This is a genomic window from Lentzea sp. NPDC004789 (assembly GCF_053601075.1).
Genome location: NZ_JBSGBE010000004.1, coordinates 315085 through 332431 on the forward strand (window position 1 = coordinate 315085; position 17347 = coordinate 332431).

Genomic DNA, 17347 nt, shown 5'->3' on the forward strand with positions numbered 1-17347 from the left:
GTGTGCGGGCAGTAGGCTGCCCGGCTCCATCAGCCCCGGCCATATGGCTCACCCTACCGAGATGGTTATCAAGATCGTCACTCGATCTGGTTAATCCCACTACCGGCCGCAGTCTGACCGGGTGGTGGGTATCAACCTAGCTTCCAAACCGCGAGAATCCTCACGAGCAAGACCGATCACGATGACACCCATCACGTGAGACAGTCCTCCCAACAGGCAAGAGTCGCACGGTAACGTGCCCGAACTGACCGTCGAGTAACTCCGGGAGGGCTACGGATGTTCCGCAAGGTTCTTGTCGCCAACCGCGGCGAGATCGCGATTCGCGCGTTCCGAGCCGCCTACGAACTGGGCGCGGGAACGGTCGCCGTTTTCCCTCATGAAGACCGCAACTCGCTGCACCGGTTGAAGGCGGACGAGTCCTACGAGATCGGTGAGCCCGGACACCCCGTCCGCGCCTACCTCTCCGTCGACGAGATCATCAAGGCCGCCCGCAAGGCCGGTGCCGACGCGATCTACCCGGGCTACGGCTTCCTGTCCGAGAACCCGGAACTCGCGATGGCGTGCCGGGAGGCGGGCCTCACCTTCATCGGTCCCGTCGCCGAGGTGCTGGAGCTGACGGGCAACAAGGCGCGCGCGATCGCCGCCGCCCGCGAGGCCGGGCTGCCGGTGCTGGAGTCGAGCGCGCCGTCGTCCGACATCGACGAGCTGCTCGAAGCGTCGAAGTCGATGCGCTTCCCCGTGTTCGTCAAGGCCGTCGCCGGCGGTGGCGGCCGGGGCATGCGCAAGGTCGACGACCCGGCCGCGCTGCGCGAGGCGCTCGAAGCGGCGTCGCGCGAGGCCGAGTCGGCGTTCGGCGACCCGACCGTGTTCCTCGAACAGGCCGTGGTCGAGCCGCGCCACATCGAGGTGCAGATCCTCGCCGACGGCCAGGGCAACGTGATCCACCTCTTCGAGCGCGACTGCTCCGTGCAGCGGCGCCACCAGAAGGTCATCGAGATCGCGCCCGCGCCGAACCTCGACCCCGAGCTGCGCGACCGCATCTGCAACGACGCCGTGAAGTTCGCGCGCCACATCGGCTACCGCAACGCCGGCACCGTCGAGTTCCTGCTCGACCCGCAGGGCCACTACGTCTTCATCGAGATGAACCCGCGCATCCAGGTCGAGCACACGGTCACGGAGGAAGTGACCGACGTCGACCTCGTGCAGTCGCAGATGCGCATCGCCGCCGGTGAGACGCTCGAAGACCTGGGCCTGTCGCAGGACACCGTGCAGCTGCGCGGCGCGGCGCTGCAGTGCCGCATCACCACGGAGGACCCGGCCAACGGGTTCCGCCCGGACACCGGCACGATCAGCGCCTACCGCTCGCCGGGTGGTTCCGGCATCCGCCTCGACGGCGGCACGGCCGGCGCGGGCATGGCCATCAGCCCGCACTTCGACTCGATGCTCGTGAAGCTCACGTGCCGCGGGCGCACCTTCGCCCTCGCCGTCGCGCGTGCGCGCCGGGCGATCGCGGAGTTCCGCATCCGCGGTGTGTCCACGAACATCCCGTTCATCCAGGCCGTGCTGGACGACCCCGACTTCTTCGAGGGCCGCGTCACCACGTCGTTCATCGAGAAGCGCCCGCACCTGCTGACCGCGCGCCACTCGGCCGACCGCGGCACGCGCCTGCTGACCTACCTCGCCGACGTGACGGTCAACCACCCGAACGGCACGCGTCCGACCGCGGTGGACCCGCGCGAGAAGCTGCCGATCGCCGACCTGAACGCCGAACCGCCCGCCGGTTCCAAGCAGAAGCTGGTCGAGCTCGGCCCCGAGGGCTTCGCGCGGTGGCTGCGGGAGAGCAAGGCCGTCGGCGTCACGGACACGACGTTCCGCGACGCGCACCAGTCGCTGCTCGCGACCCGAGTGCGCACCAAGGACCTGCTCGCCGTCGCGCCGCACGTCGCGCGCATGACCCCCGAGCTGCTCTCGTTGGAGTGCTGGGGCGGCGCGACGTACGACGTGGCGCTGCGGTTCCTCGCCGAGGACCCGTGGGAGCGCCTGGCCGCACTGCGCGAGGCCGTGCCGAACATCAACCTGCAGATGCTGCTGCGCGGCCGCAACACGGTCGGCTACACGCCGTACCCGGAAGCGGTCACCAAGGCGTTCGTGCAGGAGGCGACGGACACCGGCATCGACATCTTCCGGATCTTCGACGCGCTGAACGACGTCGAGCAGATGCGCCCGGCGATCGAGGCCGTGCGCGAGACCGGGACGGCGGTCGCCGAGGTCGCGCTCTGCTACACGAGCGACCTGTCCAACCCGGACGAGCGTCTGTACACACTGGACTACTACCTGAAGCTGGCCGAGCAGATCGTGGGCGCCGGCGCCCACGTGCTGGCCGTCAAGGACATGGCCGGGCTCTTGAGGGCGCCTGCCGCGGCGCGCCTGATCTCGGCCCTGCGCAAGGAGTTCGACCTCCCGGTCCACCTCCACACGCACGACACGGCAGGCGGCCAGCTCGCCACCTACCTGGCCGCGATCCAGGCGGGCGTGGACGCGATCGACGGCGCGACCGCGTCGATGGCGGGCACGACGTCGCAGCCGCCGCTGTCGTCGATCGTGGCGCTGACCGACCACACCGAGCACGCCACGGGCCTGAACCTGCAGAACGTGTGCGACCTGGAGCCGTACTGGGAGGCCGTGCGCAAGATCTACGCGCCGTTCGAGTCCGGCATCCCCGGCCCGACCGGCCGCGTCTACCACCACGAGATCCCCGGTGGTCAGCTCTCGAACCTGCGCACCCAGGCCGTCGCACTGGGCCTGGGCGAGAAGTTCGAGGAGATCGAGTCCATGTACGCGGCCGCCGACCGGATGCTCGGCCACCTGGTGAAGGTGACGCCGTCGTCCAAGGTCGTCGGCGACCTCGCGCTGCACCTCGTGGGTGCGGGCGTCTCGCCCGCCGACTTCGAGGCCGACCCCGGCAAGTACGACATCCCGGCCTCGGTGATCGGCTTCCTGCACGGCGAGCTGGGCGACCCGCCCGGCGGCTGGCCGGAGCCGTTCCGCTCGAAGGCCCTGGCGGGCCGCCCGGCCCCGAAGCCGATCGAGGAGCTCTCGCCCGAGGACGAGGCCGGCCTCGTCGACTCACGGCGGGCGACGCTGAACCGGCTGCTGTTCCCAGCGCCCACGAAGGAGTTCCTGGCTCACCGCGAGGCCTACGGCGACACGTCGGTGTTGCGCTCCAAGGACTTCTTCTACGGCCTGCGTCCCGGCGAGGAGTACTCCGTCGACCTGGAGCCGGGTGTGCGGCTGCTGATCGGCCTGGAGGCGATCTCCGAGGCGGACGCGCGCGGCATCCGCACGGTCATGGCGACCCTGAACGGCCAGCTGCGCCCGATCCAGGTCCGCGACCGTTCGGTGGCGGCCGACATCCCGGCCGCCGAGAAGGCCGACCGCGGCAACCCGAACCACGTCGCGGCCCCGTTCGCCGGCGTGGTGACCGCGGCGGTGGCCGAGGGCGACTCGGTCGAGGCGGGCCAGACCGTCGCGACGATCGAGGCCATGAAGATGGAGGCCGCGATCACCGCCCCGAAGGCGGGCCGCGTGCAGCGCCTGGCGTTGCGCGGAGCCCAGCAGGTCGAGGGCGGCGACCTCCTGATCGTCCTGGAGTAGCAGCTTTTCGTGCGAAGGGCCCGGCCGTTGCGGCCGGGCCCTTCGTGCTGCGGGCCGCGTGGAACTCAACGACCATTCGCTGCGTTGCACCGAGCACGGGGTCAGGGAGAGGGATGCGCATCATGAAGAAGGCGTTGGCCGGCCTGCTCGGACTGGCGGGCGTGGCGTGGGCGTTGCGGGACGTGCCCAGACAGCTGGGCGGCAGACCGGACCCGGTCGAGATGTCGCGCTCACCGCGCTACCGCGACGGCAAGTTCCACAACGACAAGGAAGTCAGCACGGTCCCCGACCGCGACTCGTTCTCGTTGCGCGACTTCGTGTTCGGCGGCGAGGACCGCAAACCGTCGGCCGCGGTGCCTTTGGTGGGCCCGTCCGCACCGGTCACCACCGGCCTGCACATCACCTGGTACGGCCACGCGTCCGCGCTGATCGAGATCGACGGCGCCGCAGTGCTGCTCGATCCCGTGTGGAGCGACCGAGTCTCCCCGTCCGCCCACGTCGGCCCCCGCCGCCTGCACCCGGTCCCGCACGAGCTGTCGGACCTGCCCGCCCTGAGCGCCGTCGTGATCTCGCACGACCACTACGACCACCTGGACATGGCGACCGTGGACGCCCTGGTCGCGGGCTCGTCCGCGGTGTTCGTCGTGCCACTGGGGCTGGGCGCGCACCTGCGGCGCTGGGACGTGCCCTCTGCTCGGATCGTCGAGCTGGACTGGGACGAGTCGTACTCGGTCGACGGCTTCACGCTCACCTGCACTGCGGCGCAACACTTCTCCGGGCGTTCGGTGCAGCGGAACGTGACGCTGTGGGCTTCTTGGGTGATCGCTCGTGGGGAGCGGTCGGTGTTCTACAGCGGTGACACCGGGTACTTCCCCGGCTACCGGACGATCGGGGCCGCGCACGGGCCCTTTGACGCGGTGTTGATGCAGGTCGGGGCCTACGGGGATGCCTGGCCCGACATCCACATGACGCCTGAGGAAGGGGTGCAGGCGTTCGAGGATCTCGGGGGTGGGTTGCTGATTCCCGTGCACTGGGCGACGTTCAACCTCGCGTTGCACCCGTGGACGGAGCCGGTGGATCGGGTTTGGCGGGAGGCCAAGGCTCGGGGGTTGAGGCTGGCGGTGCCTCGGCCTGGGGAGCGGGTCGACGTGGACTCCCCGAACGAGGTTGACGGGTGGTGGCAGGCTCTCGCCTGACAACTTCGTTTCGGGGGAAGCATGCGCACTGCAGTTGTGACGGGCGGCGGCACCGGCATCGGCCGCGCCATCGCTCTCGAGCTCGCCTCGCAGGGCCTGGAGGTCACCATCACCGGCCGTCGCGCGGAAGTCCTGGCGGCGGTTCCGGGCGTGAAGCACGTCGCTTTCGACGCCACCGACCCGAACGCGGTGAGCAAGGCGTTGGAAGCGCTGCCTTCCGAGGTCGACGTCCTGGTCAACAACGCGGGCGGCAACATCGGCCACGAGGACACCAAGACGCGATGGCTCGCCAACTACGAGGCGAACGTCGTGAGCGCCGTCCTCGTCACCGAGGCCCTCGCGCCGAGGCTCGCCGACAACGGCCGCGTGATCACCATCGGTTCGATCGCGGGCAGGCGGGGCGGTGGCAGCTACGGCGCCGCCAAGGCCGCCGTAGAGGCATGGACCGCCGAGCTGGCCGGCGAGCTCGGACCGCGCGGGATCACCGCGAACGTCGTCTCGCCCGGCCTGATCGTCGACACGGAGTTCTTCGGCGACGCGATGACCGAGCAGCGGCTGGCCACGCTCATCGGCCAGACCAAGAACGGTCGCGCGGGCACGCCGCAGGACGTGGCGGCGCTCGTGGGGTTCCTCGCGTCGGAGCGGGCCGGGCACATCACCGGGCAGGTGCTCGCGGTGAACGGCGGGGCGCACCTGGGACGGTAGCTCGCAGCCTGCGGATGGCGCGGAGCACCTCGTCGCGGTGTTCGGCCGACTTCAGCCAGGCGGGCAGCTTGGCGAGGACGGTCATCCGGCGCACCGACGTGGGGAGAGGGTCCTCGCGCAGCTTTGCGGTCACGTAGGACTCGAGCAGGTCCAGGTGCTCTGCGTTCAGCGCCCACAGCGTGTGGCCTGCGCACGGCGTTTGCAGCCAGAGCCCAGGTACGAAGTCGCGGTGGGGTTCACCGCAGAACGTGCGGTGGTACGGGCGGGTGTGCGCACACGAGGGGCAGACCAGTCGCTTCGAGGTCACAACGGCCTGGCCCGAGCAGCCGGGGCAGGTCACCAGGACGGGGTGGGCGGCCAGCGCGCAGAGGCAGTCGCCGGAGTCGCGGTGGCGGGTCATGGGCAAAGGATGCACCTGGGACGATGACGCGGTGACACGAATCGTTGCCGGGACCGCGGGAGGTCGCAGGCTCAAGGTGCCGCCGAAGGGCACCAGGCCCACGTCGGAGCGGGTCAGGGAGGCGCTGTTCAGCTCCCTCGAGTCGATGATGGACCTCGACGGCGCGCGCGTGCTCGATCTGTACGCGGGGTCGGGGGCGCTCGGGTTCGAGGCGTTGAGCCGGGGGGCCGGGCACGCGACGTTCGTGGAGTCGGACAAGCGGGCGGCCGAGGTGCTCAAGTCGAACGCGCGGGAGCTCGGTTTCGCGAACACGATGATCGCGAACCGCACGGCTGAGGCGTACGCCACAACCGAGGGCGAGAAGTTCGACGTCGTGTTCGCGGATCCGCCCTACGCGGTGACGGACGACGAGCTGGCGAAGGTGCTGCACGGCCTCCGGCACAGATTGGCCCCTGACGCGGTGCTGATCGTCGAACGTGCTTCGCGCAGCGGCGAACCAGCGTGGCCGGACGGAGTAGAACCCTTGCGTGCCAAGCGATATGGCGACACGGCGGTGTATTGGGGCCTGGTGCGTTCTGATGGGTGACGAGAACCACGGACACGCCTGGAGGCGTCCGATCGGGTGCTAACGTCCGCCTCATGACGCGTGCCGTGACGCCCGGCTCCTACGACCCGGTAACCAACGGTCACCTGGACATCATCGGGAGAGCAGCGCATCTCTTCGACGAGGTCGTCGTCGCCGTGCTCATCAACAAGACCAAGCGCACGCTGTTCTCCGTCGAAGAGCGGATCGAGATGCTCCGCGAGGTCACGCAGCCGTGGCCGAACGTGCGCGTGGACTCGTGGCACGGGCTGTTGGTCGACTACTGCCGCGAGAACGACATCAAGGCCATCGTGAAGGGCCTGCGCGCGGTCACCGACTACGACTACGAGCTGCAGATGGCGCAGATGAACCACCAGCTCACCGGGGTCGACACGCTGTTCATGCCGGCCACGCCCGCGTACTCGTTCCTGGCGTCCTCGCTGGTCAAGGAGGTCGCGACGTACGGCGGCGACGTGTCGACGCTGCTGCCCGCGACCATCGAGCAGCGGCTGCAGCAGCGCCTCGCCGAGACCCGCTAGAGCGGCAGCTTCATCCCCACGTGCGACGCGGTGAACCCGAGCCGCTCGTAGAACCGGTGCGCGTCCACGCGGGACGCGTCCGTCGTCAGCTGCACCAGACCGCAACCGCGGGCGCGTGCCTCGTCGATCGCCCACCTCATCAGGCGTTCGCCGAGACCGGCGCCGCGCTGGTCGGAACGCACGCGCACGGCCTCCACGGTCGCGCGGGTCAGGCCGAGCCGCGACAGGCCGGACGTGAACGTGAGCTGCAGGGTGCCGACGACCTCGCCGTCGAGATCGGCCACCGCGAGGAACTGGTGCGGGTCGGCGTCGATCACTTCGAAGGCCTTGAGATAGGCGGGATCGCCGGGCGTCTCGCGCGTGGCGCCCAGCGGGTCGTCGGCGAGCATCGCCACGATCGGGTCAACATCGGCCGCGGTCGCCCGTCGGATCGTGATGGTCACGGCAAATCCTGACACGCCCTGCCGATCTCCCTCTTTCGGGGAGATCGGCAGGGCACACTTGTGGGTGGGAGTCACAGGGTAGGGAGTGAGACGTGTACCGGGTGTTCGAGGCACTCGACGAGCTCGTCACGATCGTCGAGGAAGCGCGCGGAGTTCCGATGACCTCGGGGTGCGTCGTGCCGCGCGGTGATGTGCTCGAACTGCTCGACGACGTGCGCGACGCGATCCCCGCGGAGCTCGACGACGCGCAGGACGTGCTCGACCACAAGGACGAGCTGGTCGGCAAGGCCAAGCACGAGGCAGAGGCCGGCGTGTCCAAGGCGCGCAGCGACGCCGAGCGGATGCTCGCGGAGGCGCAGGCCGAGGCAGAGGCGATGCTGTCCGACGCGCGGGCCCGTGCCGAGCGGATGATCGCCGAGGCCGAGGACCAGGCCGAGCGCACCGTCGCCGCCGGCCGGCAGGAGTACGACGAGCTGGTCGGCCGTTCGCACGCCGAGGCGGAGCGGATGATCCAGGCCGGTCGCGCCAACTACGAGCGCGCCACCGAGGACGGCCGCGCCGAGCAGGCCAGGCTCGTCAACGAGCAGGAGGTCGTCCGGGCCGCGCACGCCGAGGCCGCGCGCATCCTCGACGCCGCGCAGAACGAGTCGATCCGGCTGCGGTCGGAGTGCGACGCGTACGTGGACGGCAAGCTCGCGGACTTCGAGGACCTCCTCGCACACACGCTCAGGTCGGTCGGCAAGGGCCGCTCGCACCTGCGCGGGCCGGCCGTCGCCGGTGCCGCAGCCCCCTTCGACTACGGCGCCTAGCCCTTCACCCTTTCGTGTTTGCGAGCAGTACGCGGGGAGCTTTCGTACTCCAGGAGAGGACGCAGGGGCCCCGCGTGGCGCTCGAACAGGGGCGGCGGGCGGCTGGAAGTGTGATTCGCGCTACGTCGGGCAGGTGCGATCACCTGCCGATTTCACGCGTGGGGGCGTCGTCCCGTACCCTGGACCGGCTGGACGTGGTAGGTCCCCGCCGGCAACCAATCTGATCATGACTGAGCATCGTCACGCGTCCACGCGTCCCACAGCATCAGGGCCCTGGGTCATCGACACCAGGGACCTCGGCCGTCGCGCCGGGTCGAGCCGACCCTTCGTCCGGTCGGTTCCCGCGGCAGGTGTGGGGTTGCTCGGCGTGATCGCGGTGCCGGAAGGCGGAGAGGTTGAGCTCGATCTCCTGACCGAGTCGGTCGTGGAGGGCGTGCTCGTGTCGGGGACCGCGTTCGCCAAGGTCGAAGGTGAGTGCTCGAGGTGTCTCGAGCCGCTCGCCGACGAGGTCGAGGTCCGGATCACGGAGCTGTACGCGTGGCCGGACAGCACCACGGACGAGACCACTGATGAAGACGAGGTCAGTCGGATCGAAAACGATCTGATCGACCTCGAGCCTGTGGTGCGGGACGCCATCGTCCTCGCGCTGCCGCAGGTGCCGCTCTGCGAGCCGGACTGCAAGGGGCTTTGCTCCGAGTGCGGCGGCAGGTGGGTGGAGCTCGGGCCCGACCACGGGCATGAGACGATTGACCCTCGTTGGGCCGCGTTGCAAGAGCGGTTCAGCGAAGACAACAACGAGGAGAAGTAGTCGTGGCCGTCCCGAAGCGGAAGATGTCGCGCGCCAACACCCGTGCGCGCCGTTCCCAGTGGAAGACGTCTGCCGTGCACCTGGTGGCGTGCTCCAACAAGGCTTGCCGTCAGCCGAAGCCGCAGCACGTCGCCTGCCCGGCCTGTGGTCAGTACGCTGGCCGCCAGGTCGCTCAGCCGGCCTGATCTCCTCGGTTACGCAGTGGGGGGAAAGCCGCCGCGCGCTCCGCAAGCTGACCGCGCGACTTTGTCCGAAGCGCTCGGCGTCCAGTTGGACGCCGAGCTGCTAGGGCTTGCGCTCACCCACCGGTCCTACGCGTACGAGAACGGCGGTCTGCCGCCGAACGAGCGTCTCGAGTTCCTGGGAGACGCCGTGCTCGGGTTGGTCGTGACCGACCACCTCTACCGCACTCATCCCGATCTTCCAGAGGGTCAGCTCGCGAAGCTCCGCGCCAGCGTGGTGAACATGCACGCTCTGGCGGGCGTAGCGCGTGACCTGGGAGAAGGCGGGCTCGGTGCACACCTGCTGCTCGGCCGCGGCGAAGAGCTGACCGGCGGCAGGGACAAGGCGAGCATCCTCGCCGACGGCCTCGAAGCCGTCATCGGTGCGGTGTACCTGCAGTTCGGTATCGATACCGCACGAACGTTCGTTCACCGGCTGTTCGATCCACTCTTGGCCAAAGCTCCGCTTCTGGGTGCTGGACTGGACTGGAAGACAAGCCTGCAGGAGCTCACCGCTCAAGCCAGTCTCGGCGTCCCGGAGTACCGCGTGGACGACCAGGGGCCGGACCACCGCAAGGAGTTCACCGCCACGGTGCTCGTCGGTGGCCAGCCCTACGGCAAGGGTGATGGGCGCACCAAGAAGGAAGCCGAGCAGAAAGCCGCTGAAGCGGCTTATCATGTTCTGTCGGAGCGGGTCAAGGCTGAGCAGGAGTCGGCCCGATCCGCAAACGGACAGAACGGCGCCTCGGTGACGCCAGGGACCCTCCCATCCGAGGAAGACTGAGAACGCAATGTATGCGACCAGGTACCGCACCAACCGCCGCACGCGCTCCGCTCGCGGCCCGGTGAACACCTCCCGTAGCGGAGGCATCCAGGGACTTGTGCTGGTCAGGGACACGAGCCGCGCGGGTGTGTGGGTGCTCAAGCCCACCAAGCCGCAGGCTGCCGTGATCGAGGCGCAGCCCGTCGACGAGGGCAAGTCCGAAGACTGACGTGCCCGAACTCCCAGAGGTCGAGGTGGTTCGCCTCGGCCTCGAAGCCCACGTTGCCGGCCGGGTCATCTCCTCGGTAGAGGTGTTGCACCCACGCGCCATCCGCCGGCACGACCTGGGTTCCGCGGACTTCTGCGCGCGCCTGGCAGGCCAGCCGATGGCTGCAGCCAGGCGCCGCGGCAAGTACCTCTGGGTAGAACTGGCCGACAAAGCCGCCATGCTGGCCCACCTGGGCATGAGCGGCCAAATGCTCGTCCAGCCGGCAGACGCGCCGGACGAGAAACATCTTCGCGTGCGGTTCCGGTTCGCCGACGGCGGCCCGGAGCTGCGTTTCGTCGACCAACGAACCTTCGGCGGCCTGGCTCTCGCCGAGCTGGTCGAGGTCGACGGCACCCTGGTCCCCGACTCGGTCGCGCACATCGCCCGCGACCCGATGGACCCTCTCTTCTCCCGTGATGCTGCCGTGCGCGCGTTGCGCCTGCGTCACACCGAGATCAAACGCGCTTTGCTGGACCAGACGCTGGTCTCCGGCATCGGCAACATCTACGCCGACGAGGCCCTCTGGCGCGCGAAGCTGCACGGCACCCGGATGACGGACAAGCTCACCAAACCCAAGGCCGCTGAGCTGCTCGATCACGCCACGGACGTGATGCGCGAGGCGCTCGGGCAGGGCGGGACGTCGTTCGACGCGCTGTACGTCAACGTCAACGGGCAGTCCGGGTACTTCGACCGGTCGTTGAGCGCGTACGGGCAGGAGAACCGGCCGTGCAAGCGGTGCGGGGCGACGATCGTCCGGGAGCCGTTCATGAACCGCTCCTCGTACTCCTGCCCGCGCTGTCAGCCCCGCCCACGGCTCTGAGCGCCGAATGAGGATCCTCATCGCCGTCCTGCTGCTCGCCCTCGCGGGCTGCACCGGCGTTGAGCCCGCGGACCGCGTCAACCCGGCCCCCGCTTCGTCGACTCAACCCGGGTCGAAGGTGCCGAAGGTGGCCGACCTGCGGCTCAGCGAGGCGCGGAACCTCCTGTCGGCCCGCGGCTACCGGGTGACGGAGGAGGACGCGACCGGCCAGAAGAGGCCGATCCTCGAACCGTCGAACTGGGTGGTCGTCTCGCAGTCGCCGGAGGCCGACGCCGAGGAACCCGGCGGCTCGCAGGTCGTGCTGAAGGTGCGCAAGCCGACCGACCCGTCCGCCGGCCAGGAACCGCCCGTCAAGGGCACCGTGCCGAACGTCGTGTGCCTGGACCTGCAAAAAGCGCAGGACACGCTGCAGGCCGCGGGCTTCTACCTGCTCGGTTCCGAGGACGCGACCGGCAAGCACCGGCAGCAGCTCGTCGACCGGAACTGGGTCGTGGTGAGCCAGTCCGCCTCTCCCGGCAGCACGCCGGACCCGAAGACCAGGATCACGCTCGGAGCCGTGAAGTTCGGCGAGCCGACCGGCGCATCCGGCTGCGCGAGCTGACAACCGGCGCCCGAGCCCGCACGTCCTGTAGTCGAACCCCTTGCGATGCCAGTTGAGATCTCGGTGCAGCAACGCGTTAGACAGTACTGCGCAGTGCGTAGTAGTGTTCACCGCGCAACAGCGGGAGGGAGGGGGCCATGGACACCAGTCAGCTGCTCAAAGGGGTGCTGGACCTGGCCGTTCTTGCGGTTCTGCGCAAGGACGACGGGTACGGGTACGACGTGGTGCGCAGACTGCGCGCCGGGGGACTGAACGACGTGGGCGATGCGTCGGTGTACGGCACGCTGCGCCGGCTCTACAACGCGGGGCTGCTGACCTCGTACGTGGTGCCGAGTGAAGAGGGGCCGCACCGCAAGTACTACAGCATCAACGAGACCGGGCGGGTGCGCCTGGCTGAGTCGAGGGAGACGTGGAGGTCGTTCGCCAGCACGCTGGACGGCCTGCTCGGGGAGGTCGCAGCATGAACACGCAGGCACTCGGGGTCGAGTACTACCTGGCCGGGATGCGTGCGGCCCTCGACGACCTGCCGCCCAGCGAGGTCGCCGAGATCATGGAGGACGTCAGCGCGCACGTCGCGGAGCTGTCGACCGAGCTCGGGGAGGACGAGACGCTGGAGCAGCGGCTCGGGCCGCCGGAGCAGTACGCGCAGGAGTTGCGGCAGGCGGCCGGGTATCCGCCGCGGACCGAGCGGCTGCCGGTCACCGCCAAGGGCAAGCTGATGACCAGGCCTCGGGCGGCGGCGTGGGGCCTGGCGATCGCCACGGGCATCACGTTGCTCGCCGGGGCGGCGGCACTGCGGGAGCCGGGGATTCTGCTGCTTCCCGGGGTGGTGCTGGTGCTGAGCCTGGCGCTGGTGCACGACCGGGGGCCGGCGCAGCAGGAGGTCATGGCGCTGCCGGAGACGCGCAGGATCCAGCAGTGGCTGACGCCGGAGGTGGGCACGCCGGCGGAACGGGCGTTGACCTACTTCAGGTCGCTGCAGCCCGCGTGGTGGCTGGTGCGGGCCGGTCTGCTCGGGCTCGGGGCCGTGTTGCTCGCCGGCCGCGACATCCTCGGGTTCCTGTTCGTCGCCGCGATCGCCGTGATCTCGGTGTTCGCCGGGCCGCGCGCCAAGGTCGACCGGCGGTGGCTGTGGTTCAGCCTGCCGGCGTCCGCGCTGGCGGTCGGGTTGCTGTTCCAGGTCGTCGACGCGACGGCGAACAACCTCGCCTACAACACGTCACGGCAGTCGTACCCGGCGCCGGCGACGGAGAGCTACGAGAACATCTACGCCTACGACGAGAACGGCAAGTTGCTCACCAACGTGCTGTTGTACGACGAGCACGGCAATCCCATCAACGCACCGCGGCGGTACTACGGGTGCGGTGGGGGCGACCCCGAACCGATGATTCCGGCTAACAGGTATCCACGGCCGAAGATCGACTACGAAAACGGCACCTGTTACACGGTGACACCGAGCATGTCCGCTCCGTCATCAACGTCGAGCACGCCGTCGTCGTCGAGTTCTGGAAGCACGCCTTCCAGCTCGGTGTCACCTACTTCTGTGTCACCCAGCAAGTAATGCCAGGAGCGGGACCGGTCGGGGGTCCCGCTCCTACTTGTTTTCCTGCGGCTCCGCCAGGTGGCGCAATACCGGCATGGCCGAACGCAGGAGGTCTCTGTCTTCCGGCGAAAGTTCGGACATTCTTTCACTCAATAGTTCGGCCTCGCCGTGAGCCATCGACAGCACGGTCTCGCGGCCGACCTCGGTGAGCACGACAATCGTGGCTCTGCCGTCGGCCGCGTCGGGCTCTCTGCGCACTAGGCCGGTGGACTCGAGGCTGGTCACGACGGTTGTCGCGGTCGGCTGCGAACACAGCGCGCGCACCGCGATCTCGCCGATCCGCATCGGGCCGTGGGCGCTCAGTTCTGACAGCACCAATAACTGGGTGGGTTGCAAACGACGGGCCGGAGCGGCCTGTCGAAGACTTCGCACCAGCCGGTGCACGGCCACCACGAGTTGAAGAGCCTCGTGGTTGGTGACGGTGGTGGGCATCGTTTCTCCGCGCGCATGTGATTGTCCGAATTCGGACACGAACCCTGGAACTTTCCCTCATTCACGCTCTGCGCGCTATCCGCCAACTGCCGATAACCCATTCGGCCGTTGTGGTGACGCGGGGTGTCACGGCGCGCGTCCGGCACACTTAAATGTGCTGGTAAACGGCGTAAAAAGCGCAGCCCGGCTCACTCGAACGGGCGCCGTGCTGAAGCATGATTCAACAAGACAGATCTCTGGTCAAAGATGTGGGAAGGAGCACGTGTGTGGCCGGGCGGCGCAGTGCATACCCCCGAACAGCCCAGGCGGGGCCAGGGGGAGACTGGTCCGGTGAGTGCGAAACCCAGGCGTGGTGAGCTCCGGATCTTCCTCGGAGCCGCTCCCGGTGTCGGCAAGACGTTCTCGATGCTCGGCGAGGCGCACCGGCGGCGGGAACGCGGCACAGATGTGGTCATCGGATTTGTGGAGACGCACGGCCGGGCCAAGACGGCGGAACTGGTCGACGGTCTGGAAATCGTGCCGCGCAGGCACGCGGTGCACCGCGGCGTCGAACTCACCGAGATGGACGTCGACGCCGTGCTGGCCCGCGCGCCCGAGGTCGCCGTCGTCGACGAACTCGCGCACACGAACGCCCCTGGATCCCGTAATGCAAAAAGGTGGCAGGACGTCGAGGAACTCCTCGAAGCCGGGATTGACGTGCTCTCCACCGTCAACGTCCAGCACCTGGAATCGCTCAACGACGTCGTCCAACGCATAACGGGCGTACCGCAGCAGGAAACCGTGCCCGACGAGGTCGTGCGCAAAGCCGACCAGATGCAGCTCGTCGACCTCACCCCCGAAGCGCTGCGCCGGCGGCTGGCCCACGGCGACGTCTACGCCGCGAACAAGATCGACGCCGCGCTCGGCAACTACTTCCGCGTCGGCAACCTCACCGCGCTCCGCGAGCTCGCGCTGCTCTGGGTCGCCGACCAGGTCGACGTCGCCCTCCTGCGCTACCGGGCCGAGCAGCAGATCACCGACACGTGGGAAGCCCGCGAACGCGTCGTCGTCGCCATCACCGGCGGCAAGGAGAGCGAGGTGCTCATCCGACGCGCGCGCCGCATCGCCACGCGCGCGGGTGGCGATCTTCTCGTCGTGCACGTGCTCAGGGGCGATGGCCTCGCAGGAGCCGACCCGCACGCGCTGACGAAGTTCCGCAAGCTCACCGAAGACGTCGGTGCCACGTTCCACACGGTCGTCGGCGATGACGTGCCGACGGCGCTGCTGGAGTTCTCCCGCGGTGTGAACGCCACTCAGCTCGTGGTCGGCACATCGCGCCGTTCACGGTTCGCGCGTGTGTTCTCCGCCGGTATCGGCTCCACGGTCGTGCAGGAATCCGGTGCCATCGACGTCCACATGGTCACGCATCCGGCCACGGGCAGCGGCTGGCGCGCACGGTTCGCGGGCAGTCCGCTCAGGCCGAGCAGGCTGGCGTGGGGCTGGTTCCTCGCGTTCGCCGGTCCCGCGCTGGTGACGGCGGCCGGCGCGTCGATGCGCAGCAGCCTGAACTTCTCCACGAACGTCATCTCGTACCTGTTGGTCACGCTCGTGGTCGCGATAGTGGGCGGACTGGGCCCTGCGGTCACGGCGGCGCTGGTCAACGCGTTGCTGCTGAACTTCTTCTTCACCGAGCCCTTCTACACGTTCACGATCGACGCGCAGCAGAACGTGCTCACGTTCTTCGCGATGATCGTCGTAGGTGTCTCCACGGCGTTGGTGGTGGACTACGCCGCCCGTCGCGCCACGCAGGCAGCGCGCGCACGCACCGAGGCCACGCTCCTGGCGTCGTACGCGCGCACCGTGCTGACGAACCCGTTCCCGCTCGCACGGCTGCTGGAGAAGGTGAAGGAGAACTTCGGCCTGGCCTCCGTCGCGCTGCTGGAACGCGTCGAGGGCGAGTGGGAGCGCGTCGCGTGCGTCGGTGCGAGCCCGTGCGACGAGCCGGACGAGGCGGACGTCGACGTCGCGGTGACCCCGGACGTGCACCTGGCGTTGCGCGGCCGCTCGCTGCCCGCCTCCGACCGCCGTGTCCTGGAGGCGGCCGCCGGTCAGGCCCTGCTCGCGCTGCGCCAGCAGCGCATGGCCGAGCAGGCCCTCGAAGCGCAACGGCAGGCGTCGCGGACCGAGCTGCGCACGGCGTTGCTCTCCGCCGTCGGCCATGACCTCCGCACGCCGCTGACCTCGATAAAGGCGTCGGTGGGTGCGTTGCGCGACCCGGAGCTCACGCTCTCGGCGCAGGACACGGCCGAGTTGCTGGAGACCGTCGAGGAGTCCGCGGACCGCCTCACCGGCCTGGTCGACAACCTGCTCGACTCGTCCCGTCTCGCCACCGGCGCGGTGGAACCGCAGTTCCGCGCTGTCGGCTACTACGAGGCCGTGGCCCGCGCGCTGACCGGCCTGACCGGGGACGTCGAGGTCGACGTCCCCGAGTCGCTGCCACCGGTGCGCGCCGACATCGGGCTTCTCGAACGGGTGATCGCGAACGTCGTCGGCAACGCGCTGCGCTACGCCGGCGCCGTGGCGCTGCGGGCGTCCGCGCACGGCAACGACGTGGAACTGCGCGTGGTGGACCACGGCCGCGGGCTGCCGCGCGGCACCGCGGAGGAGGTCTTCGCCCCGTTCCAACGGCTCGGCGACCGCACGCCGGGTGGCGTTGGTCTCGGTCTGAGCGTGGCGAAGGGCTTCACCGAGGCGATGGGAGGCACGATCAGCATGGAGGACACGCCAGGCGGCGGCCTCACCGTGGTGATCTCGCTGCCGGCCGAGGAGAGGGTTTCGTGACGAAAGTACTGGTGGTCGACGACGAGCCGCAGATCGTGCGCGCGCTGCGGATCAACCTCTCGGCCCGTGGCTACGAGGTGCTCACGGCCCACGACGGCACCAGCGCCCTGCGCCTGGCCGCCGACGGCAAGCCGGACGTCGTAGTCCTCGACCTGGGCCTGCCGGACATGGACGGCACGGACGTCATCGCGGGCCTGCGCGGCTGGACCACGCTGCCGATCATCGTCCTGTCCGCCCGCACCGACTCGGCCGACAAGGTCGACGCCCTGGACGCCGGCGCCGACGACTACGTGACGAAACCGTTCGGCATGGACGAGCTGCTGGCCCGGCTGCGCGCCGCCGTCCGCCGCTCGGCCGTCGCGGGCCCCGAGGACGAGCCCGTCGTGCGGACGGCGTCGTTCACGGTGGACCTGGCGGCCAAGCGGGTGCTGAAGGACGACACCGAGGTGCACCTCACGCCCACCGAGTGGGGCCTGCTGGAGGTGCTGGCGCGCAACGCCGGGAAGCTCGTCGCCCAGAAGCAGCTGCTGCGGGACGTGTGGGGGCCCGCGTACGAGAAGGAGACGCACTACCTGCGGGTCTACCTGGCGCAGTTGCGGCGGAAGCTGGAGCCGGAACCCGCGCGGCCGCGGCACCTGCTGACCGAGCCCGGGATGGGGTACCGGTTCGAACCGTGAGGCCG

The 17347-nt window shown here is 69.3% G+C and carries 19 protein-coding genes; 16 read left to right on the forward strand and 3 right to left on the reverse strand.

Annotated elements, in window-relative coordinates; translation table 11 throughout:
• Positions 1–276 precede the first annotated feature (276 nt).
• From ACWEIJ_RS11950 to ACWEIJ_RS11960, 3 genes are all read left to right on the forward strand, one after another.
• Positions 277–3654 (forward strand): pyruvate carboxylase, encoded by a 3378-nt coding sequence (locus tag ACWEIJ_RS11950; RefSeq protein ID WP_449837154.1) that lies wholly within the window; start codon positions 277–279, stop codon positions 3652–3654.
• 122 nt (positions 3655–3776) lie between these two features.
• Positions 3777–4850, forward strand: coding sequence for an MBL fold metallo-hydrolase (locus tag ACWEIJ_RS11955; protein WP_449837155.1), 1074 nt, complete (start codon positions 3777–3779; stop codon positions 4848–4850).
• Between the two features lie 21 nt (positions 4851–4871).
• Positions 4872–5555, forward strand: a complete 684-nt coding sequence (locus tag ACWEIJ_RS11960; protein WP_449837156.1) for an SDR family NAD(P)-dependent oxidoreductase — start codon at positions 4872–4874, stop codon at positions 5553–5555.
• Here the strand turns inward: ACWEIJ_RS11960 and ACWEIJ_RS11965 are convergent.
• A complete protein-coding gene (locus tag ACWEIJ_RS11965; protein ID WP_449837157.1) occupies positions 5506–5955 on the reverse strand; it encodes a TFIIB-type zinc ribbon-containing protein in 450 nt (149 codons plus the stop codon). The two genes, ACWEIJ_RS11960 and ACWEIJ_RS11965, sit on opposite strands and share 50 nt — an antisense overlap.
• A 31-nt stretch (positions 5956–5986) precedes the next feature.
• Between ACWEIJ_RS11965 and rsmD the strand changes: the two genes are divergently transcribed.
• Together rsmD and coaD are read left to right on the forward strand one after the other, a co-directional pair.
• Positions 5987–6541 carry a 16S rRNA (guanine(966)-N(2))-methyltransferase RsmD gene (rsmD, locus tag ACWEIJ_RS11970; protein ID WP_449837158.1) on the forward strand — a complete coding sequence of 185 codons (555 nt, stop codon included), beginning with the start codon at positions 5987–5989 and terminating at the stop codon, positions 6539–6541.
• A 53-nt stretch (positions 6542–6594) separates the two neighbouring features.
• On the forward strand, positions 6595–7077 hold the full coding sequence (gene coaD, locus ACWEIJ_RS11975; protein ID WP_449837159.1) for a pantetheine-phosphate adenylyltransferase: 483 nt from the start codon (positions 6595–6597) through the stop codon (positions 7075–7077).
• Here coaD and ACWEIJ_RS11980 read toward each other — a convergent pair.
• A complete protein-coding gene (locus ACWEIJ_RS11980; RefSeq protein WP_449837338.1) occupies positions 7074–7514 on the reverse strand; it encodes an N-acetyltransferase family protein in 441 nt (146 codons plus the stop codon). The genes coaD and ACWEIJ_RS11980 overlap by 4 nt on opposite strands.
• Positions 7515–7612: 98 nt before the next feature.
• Here ACWEIJ_RS11980 and ACWEIJ_RS11985 point away from each other — a divergent pair, with 98 nt between their 5' ends.
• From ACWEIJ_RS11985 to ACWEIJ_RS12025, 9 genes are all read left to right on the forward strand, one after another.
• The gene (locus ACWEIJ_RS11985; RefSeq protein WP_449837160.1) at positions 7613–8329 is read left to right on the forward strand and encodes a DivIVA domain-containing protein; all 717 of its coding nucleotides are present in this window, start codon (positions 7613–7615) and stop codon (positions 8327–8329) included.
• 226 nt (positions 8330–8555) lie between these two features.
• Entirely contained in the window at positions 8556–9137 is a 582-nt protein-coding gene (locus tag ACWEIJ_RS11990) for a YceD family protein (protein ID WP_449837161.1), read from the forward strand.
• A gap of 2 nt (positions 9138–9139) precedes the next feature.
• Positions 9140–9322 carry a 50S ribosomal protein L32 gene (gene rpmF / locus ACWEIJ_RS11995; protein WP_189256656.1) on the forward strand — a complete coding sequence of 61 codons (183 nt, stop codon included), beginning with the start codon at positions 9140–9142 and terminating at the stop codon, positions 9320–9322.
• 16 nt (positions 9323–9338) lie between these two features.
• Entirely contained in the window at positions 9339–10142 is an 804-nt protein-coding gene (rnc, locus tag ACWEIJ_RS12000) for a ribonuclease III (RefSeq protein ID WP_449837162.1), read from the forward strand.
• Positions 10143–10149: 7 nt separating this feature from the next.
• Entirely contained in the window at positions 10150–10350 is a 201-nt protein-coding gene (locus ACWEIJ_RS12005) for a hypothetical protein (RefSeq protein ID WP_112261918.1), read from the forward strand.
• A 1-nt stretch (position 10351) separates the two neighbouring features.
• Positions 10352–11209 (forward strand): bifunctional DNA-formamidopyrimidine glycosylase/DNA-(apurinic or apyrimidinic site) lyase, encoded by an 858-nt coding sequence (gene mutM, locus ACWEIJ_RS12010; RefSeq protein ID WP_449837163.1) that lies wholly within the window; start codon positions 10352–10354, stop codon positions 11207–11209.
• A 7-nt stretch (positions 11210–11216) separates the two neighbouring features.
• On the forward strand, positions 11217–11810 hold the full coding sequence (locus ACWEIJ_RS12015) for a PASTA domain-containing protein (RefSeq protein ID WP_449837164.1): 594 nt from the start codon (positions 11217–11219) through the stop codon (positions 11808–11810).
• A gap of 137 nt (positions 11811–11947) precedes the next feature.
• On the forward strand, positions 11948–12274 hold the full coding sequence (locus ACWEIJ_RS12020) for a PadR family transcriptional regulator (RefSeq protein WP_449837165.1): 327 nt from the start codon (positions 11948–11950) through the stop codon (positions 12272–12274).
• Positions 12271–13371 carry an HAAS signaling domain-containing protein gene (locus ACWEIJ_RS12025; RefSeq protein ID WP_449837166.1) on the forward strand — a complete coding sequence of 367 codons (1101 nt, stop codon included), beginning with the start codon at positions 12271–12273 and terminating at the stop codon, positions 13369–13371. The genes ACWEIJ_RS12020 and ACWEIJ_RS12025 overlap by 4 nt, the downstream gene beginning before the upstream one ends.
• A 33-nt stretch (positions 13372–13404) precedes the next feature.
• On the opposite strand, the gene ACWEIJ_RS12030 is transcribed toward ACWEIJ_RS12025, so the two are convergent.
• Complete coding sequence (locus tag ACWEIJ_RS12030; protein WP_355444408.1) at positions 13405–13845, reverse strand: MarR family winged helix-turn-helix transcriptional regulator; 441 nt, start codon at positions 13843–13845, stop codon at positions 13405–13407.
• 246 nt (positions 13846–14091) lie between these two features.
• Here ACWEIJ_RS12030 and ACWEIJ_RS12035 point away from each other — a divergent pair, with 246 nt between their 5' ends.
• A complete protein-coding gene (locus tag ACWEIJ_RS12035) occupies positions 14092–16665 on the forward strand; it encodes a DUF4118 domain-containing protein (RefSeq protein ID WP_449837167.1) in 2574 nt (857 codons plus the stop codon).
• Positions 16662–17342 carry a response regulator gene (locus tag ACWEIJ_RS12040; protein ID WP_449837168.1) on the forward strand — a complete coding sequence of 227 codons (681 nt, stop codon included), beginning with the start codon at positions 16662–16664 and terminating at the stop codon, positions 17340–17342. Before ACWEIJ_RS12035 ends, ACWEIJ_RS12040 begins: the two co-directional genes overlap by 4 nt.
• Positions 17343–17347 lie beyond the last annotated feature (5 nt).